The 4,727-nt window shown below is 63.6% G+C and carries 4 protein-coding genes; 1 reads left to right on the top strand and 3 read right to left on the bottom strand.

Going from position 1 to position 4,727, the window contains the following annotated elements; translation table 11 throughout:
- Positions 1–282 precede the first annotated feature (282 nt).
- Genes GY725_00825 through GY725_00815 form a run of 3 tightly spaced genes read right to left on the bottom strand, consistent with a single transcriptional unit; the run spans position 283 to position 3,838 of the window.
- Positions 283–1,242, bottom strand: coding sequence for a lipase family protein (locus GY725_00825; GenBank protein ID MCP4002713.1), 960 nt, complete (start codon positions 1,240–1,242; stop codon positions 283–285).
- A 32-nt stretch (positions 1,243–1,274) separates the two neighbouring features.
- Positions 1,275–2,051: a hypothetical protein gene (locus GY725_00820; protein MCP4002712.1), complete on the bottom strand. Its 777-nt coding sequence runs from the start codon at positions 2,049–2,051 to the stop codon at positions 1,275–1,277.
- A complete protein-coding gene (locus tag GY725_00815) occupies positions 2,048–3,838 on the bottom strand; it encodes a hypothetical protein (GenBank protein MCP4002711.1) in 1,791 nt (596 codons plus the stop codon). Before GY725_00815 ends, GY725_00820 begins: the two co-directional genes overlap by 4 nt.
- Positions 3,839–4,293: 455 nt before the next feature.
- On the opposite strand from GY725_00815, the gene GY725_00810 reads away from it, so the two are divergent.
- Positions 4,294–4,727 (top strand): hypothetical protein (locus tag GY725_00810; GenBank protein ID MCP4002710.1); only part of this gene is annotated, 434 nt, incomplete at its 3' end.

Here is a 4,727-nt window from a genome sequence, read left to right as displayed (position 1 = left end):
GGCGCATTCCGACCCGCAGACTGCCGGGCGGACGGAGTCACGAACTCTCTTACGCGTACTGAGTCCAGGGAACGGGTCAGATGGCCTGCTCCGAGAAGACCTGCGGACTCGAAAGGCACATTCTTCGGACCACAACCCAATCAATGCGACGAGCCTTGGCGGTATGACCTGGGAAAGGCCCGAGCGAATCGCGAGTGGCCAGCCGCCCGTCTTGAGGCTCTGCGTGGGGATCTGGGACTCGCAGCTGGAGAGGCGTTGCCAGCGCAAGTGAGCAGCCGCGCCTCAGCGTCGGATTTTCAAATAGGCGTTCCAGATCTTCGTTGCGTAGTGAACGGGCGAGTGGTCAACGAGACCGTCCAGAACCACCCCATCGAAGCGTCCGTCCAGCCACGCGTGAAAGGCGCTTTTCGCAGTGTAAGTGGCACCCTCGAGACGATCCACCATCTCCCGCCATCGCCCCAGGTCGTCGTGGATGAGTCCGATCTCTGGCGTCGCGGGATCCTCGGCGATGTATTTGACCTGACCGACGTGCTTGAATGGACCGCGCGGTGGAACGAGGGTGACGATGTCGTTCTGATTGACGAATCGATAGTGCTGCTCGACGTAGTCATCGTGATACACGCGGTCTCCGACACGCGGCGAGCCAAAGGTGTAGACGCCCTGCTTGCCCCGGTATCGGCTCGAGGCCAGGGTGGCGAGCGCACCGCCCAGACTGTGCCCGGTGAACCATATGAACGGCGGGCTCTCGCTGCGGCTGTGTTCCTCTAGACAGCTCTCCACATCCTCCCAGACCTCGCTGAGCGCGCTGCGAAAGCCGCGATGGACAGAACCGCGACTGCCGACCGCGCGCTCCGGCCAGACGTCGGCGTCGGCCAGCAAGTCCTTGACCTCCTGGATCTGGGTGCCGCGGAAAGACACCACCAGGAAGGTCTTCGCCTCATCGCGAGCGATGTAGCCCTGCGTCCCGCCCAGGAACTCGCCGGCTTGCTCGCTAGAGTCGAGCCACTTCTCAAGAACGAGCCCGGCCGATTCGAGCTGCCGGCTGACGTCGGCCTCCTCGAGGTATGCGAGCAGCGCGAAATCCGCCATCCATGACGCATTGAGGAGATCAAAGCAGGTCGCGGCCGGGTTGAAGGCATGTTTCTTCCCGCCGGCGAAGTACGCGTAGTCGAGCGCGGGGTCGAAGAGCGTCGCAAACGAGAGACTTTCGGGCAGGTATTTCTGCGCTGGCTTCCTGGGCATCGGCAATCCTCGATCAAAGGGGGAGGGAGACCTTAGGGACAGGTGGCGTTCTGAATGCCGAGCCGGCTAACCCAATCTCGCGTCACCGCGCGGTCCACGCCTGTCGCTTCGAGCGCGCAGTAGTCGTTCTTGCGGTCAGTTCGTTCCTGCGCGGACGGCAGAGTCCCGCCGTCGTCGCATTCTGTGGCATCCACGCGAATCTTGTGTCCTGCGAGCTTAGACTGGAGCAGGTACTGCTGAACAGGCGCCCCTGCGGACAGGCCGTTGCGACTATTCTCGATGGTGCTGAGTCCCATCTTGACCAGTTCGTTGACGTCGGTGTAGTTGCACTGGAACACACCCGCGGTGCTGACCCCGAGCTTGGCGTGGGCCTGATCGAGGGCGATGAGTCCATCCAGGACGCTCAGGATGGCTGCATCGCGAGGGCCGAGCTGTTTCGCGTATTTGCCGATGGCCTCATTCGCCGCTTTATCCGCAGCGTCGTACTCCGCCAGACGCCAATGGGACATGGCTTTCAACATCAGGGCGTTGCCCCAGAGCTCATTCCCGCTGAGCTGAGATCTCTGAATCGCGTTGAATCCGTCGATGATCCCGATCGTCATGCGGTAGCCGCCGTTGCGCACGCCGAGCAAGGCCGCTGTCGTCTCCTCGGGCGCAGTCCGTAGCTGCATGTCTGCCGTGGCCGCGTCGCTGAAGGCGCTCTGCGCCTCGCGCAGTGCCCGAGTCGTACCGCAGCCGATCGAAGTGAGCAGGAACAGAGTCAGTAGCGGGACCAGGGTGCGGTGAATGTTCGGGATCCAAGTTCTCATGATGCGAGCTCCGTCTCGAGTTCGGTGGCGAAGGCCGAGAGGTCGAAGGCCTGGCCGTTTGCGATGGCAGCCGTGTGTTGCTTCAGCACCTGGCGCAGCTTCGCGATCTCCCCTTCGCCGAGCTGAGTGCGGCCGAGTTCATCGAGAGCCACCGACACCAACCCGCGGACGACCTCGCCGCGGGTCAACACCCAGGCGGCCTTGGGATCTAGGTCGCCCCGGAAGACTTGATCGAGTACCACGTCGAGCACGGCGGCGACCGCCACCTGAGCGTCGCCCGGCAGCTCCTGAATGAACTCCTGGCGGGTTGCCACGGCCGCGACCGAGGACTTCAAGATGTCGGTCGCGAGAGCGGTGCCGAGGCGTTGGTCGCCTCGCTTGCGGATCACCCCGACAGCAGCCTCCAACGCGACCTTCAGGTTTTCGTTGACCTCGCCCGCCTGGTCGACGAGCCAGCCCGGATTCTCGACGAACTGGTCGAGCACAGCCTCAGTGACATCGAGCAGCTCTTCTCGACCGAAACGCGGCTGCCAACGCTCGCCGGCCGCCGGTTCGCGCGTCAGCACGTCCAGAGCGGTGCTCGCCCCGGTGAGCAGCAGGTTCTTCTTCGGGTCGTTCGCGAGCTCTGGCCATAGCAGCGGAAGATTCTCGCCGGTCTTGTCGAGCACCATGCGGCCGATCTCGGGCAGCATGCTCGTCTGGAAGAGACGGTCGTAGTCCGCAAGCTCGGTCGCCACCTGACCGAGCAGGGTGCGTAGCCCGTCGTTCCCGCCCTTGACGAGGATCTCCGGGTGTTCGCCGAGCGTACGCAGTGCAGCATCGGCCAGCACCTCGAGCGAACTGGTGCTGAAGAGCGCGTCGAGCTCTCCTTCGGGACTGTCGACGATCAGGCCCAGCAGCGCCGATCCGACGTTCGAGACCAGCGCCTGCTCCCCAGCGCCAGAGACGCCCAGGTACTCCTTGGGGTTTTCGACGACGAGCCTGCCGCCACTGCTCACGACGCTGCGGAAGACGACTTCCGCCCACGCCCGGACGCGCCCCTCTTTGAAGGTGTTCGCGCCTTCCGCCGCGCGAATCGCCTCGATGTGAGCTTCCACGTCCTTCACCAAGGAAGTGGTCAAGGTGGTGATGAGCTGCTGGACCTTCGGGTCCGAGCTCAGCAGCGCACTCTCCTCCCCGAGCGACTCGAGAGCCCCGAGCAGCATGCGTTGGGGTAGGTCGCCAAGCGGCACCTCGGAGAACTCGATGTCGTCGAAGCCGCGCAAGACGGCCGTCACGATCTTCCCGCCCTTGGAGCCGGGATCGATGGCGCCCGGCACGTTGGTGAAGTAGTCGATGCCGGTCTCGATCATCGTACCGGCGATGCGCTGGGCCACGCTGGGATGAGGCTCGGTCTCACGCTCCCACTGCCGAACCGTAACCAGCGCAAGCATGCCATCCCGATCTGGATACGGACCGCTGCCGCGATCGGCTTCCGTCTCAGACCACTGCAGGAGAAGCGCGTCGGTGTGGAAATCCACGAGCTCTTGCTTCTCGTCTTGGTTCAGAGGCGGCCCCGCATCGCCCAGCCTGCCTGCGAGCTCCTGCAGGCGCGCAGGTTCCAGGAGCGCGACATCCCGGTTGCTGAAGAAGACTTGGGCGGAGGCGGAGTTTCGGACCGGGTTGAAGTTCGGCAGCGGCAGCACCAGCTCTCTGCCACGCGCCGAGTCGACGTAGGCGCGCTGAGCCTGAATACCGAGCCGAACGCCAGTGCGGATCGCGAACAGCACAGCGGTTGCTGCATCCATCGCTCACTCCCTCCTCTGCCCGACACGCCCGCCTTACTCCGCAATCGATGAAGCGCCCACACACCTTCCACCCGGTGATCGAGCAAACCGAGCGAGGGGACCCGGATCGCCAGCGATTCTGATCCAAACCGAGACAGCAAGTCAACCGATAGTCCGCGAAAACCCGGTACTGGTTGAAACCGGCGTTGGTGCGTGAATCAAATCACGGCCGAGGCTCCCCACTCCCATGATCTTGATCAGTCGCCGATCGCGACGGATTCTGGTCGGCCGTCGGCCATCATCCGATTTAAATACTGTACAGATCGCAGGAACCCCTCCGCCTGAGGGAGCGGTGAGTTGAAGACGAGACGCAGTGTCAGCGCCGTTTCGATTGCGTGATCGGAGATCGTTCTCGGGATATAACCGAAAGTTGTGGATCGAAGGAATAGATCGGGGGACGTATCCTTTCGTGTGAATTGCAAACGCACGATCGGCCCTGTGCCGAAAAAGGACACGCCACCCATGCTGAGAGTAGTCGAGAACGAGCAGAACGGGAACCCGGAAGCTCGGATGAGCTTGGACGAGATCGCGCACGAGGGCGCACGCCGGATGCTGAGCATCGCGCTGCAGGCGGAGGTTGCCGAGAGTACGTCGAGGCGGCCGCAGGACAACGCGACGAAGACGGCCACGCCCTGGTCGTGCGCAACGGGACCGCTCCGCCGCGCCAGATCACAACGGGCGCGGGAACGATGGAGGTGGAAGCGCCACGCGTCCACGATCGCCGCGACGATCATCGCTTCAGCAGCCAGATCCTTCCGCCGTACATGCGCAAGAGTCCGAAGGTCGCGGAAGTGCTCCCGATCCTGTATCTGCGCGGCCTGTCGACGGGGGATTTCCGCGAAGCGCTTCC

The sequence above is a fragment of the bacterium genome (genome assembly GCA_024226335.1).
In the GTDB taxonomy this organism is placed as follows: Bacteria; Myxococcota_A; UBA9160; order SZUA-336; family SZUA-336; genus JAAELY01.
Note: the sequence above shows the minus strand (reverse complement) of the source record. Positions and strands in the feature narration are given on the sequence as shown.

What these genes read in the sequence shown, in the direction of transcription:
- GY725_00825 (MCP4002713.1), bottom strand. Translation starts at nt 1,242, where the DNA reads ATGCCCAGGAAGCCAGCGCAGAAATACCTGCCCGAAAGTCTCTCGTTT.
- GY725_00820 (MCP4002712.1), bottom strand. Translation starts at nt 2,051, where the DNA reads ATGAGAACTTGGATCCCGAACATTCACCGCACCCTGGTCCCGCTACTG.
- GY725_00815 (MCP4002711.1), bottom strand. Translation starts at nt 3,838, where the DNA reads ATGGATGCAGCAACCGCTGTGCTGTTCGCGATCCGCACTGGCGTTCGG.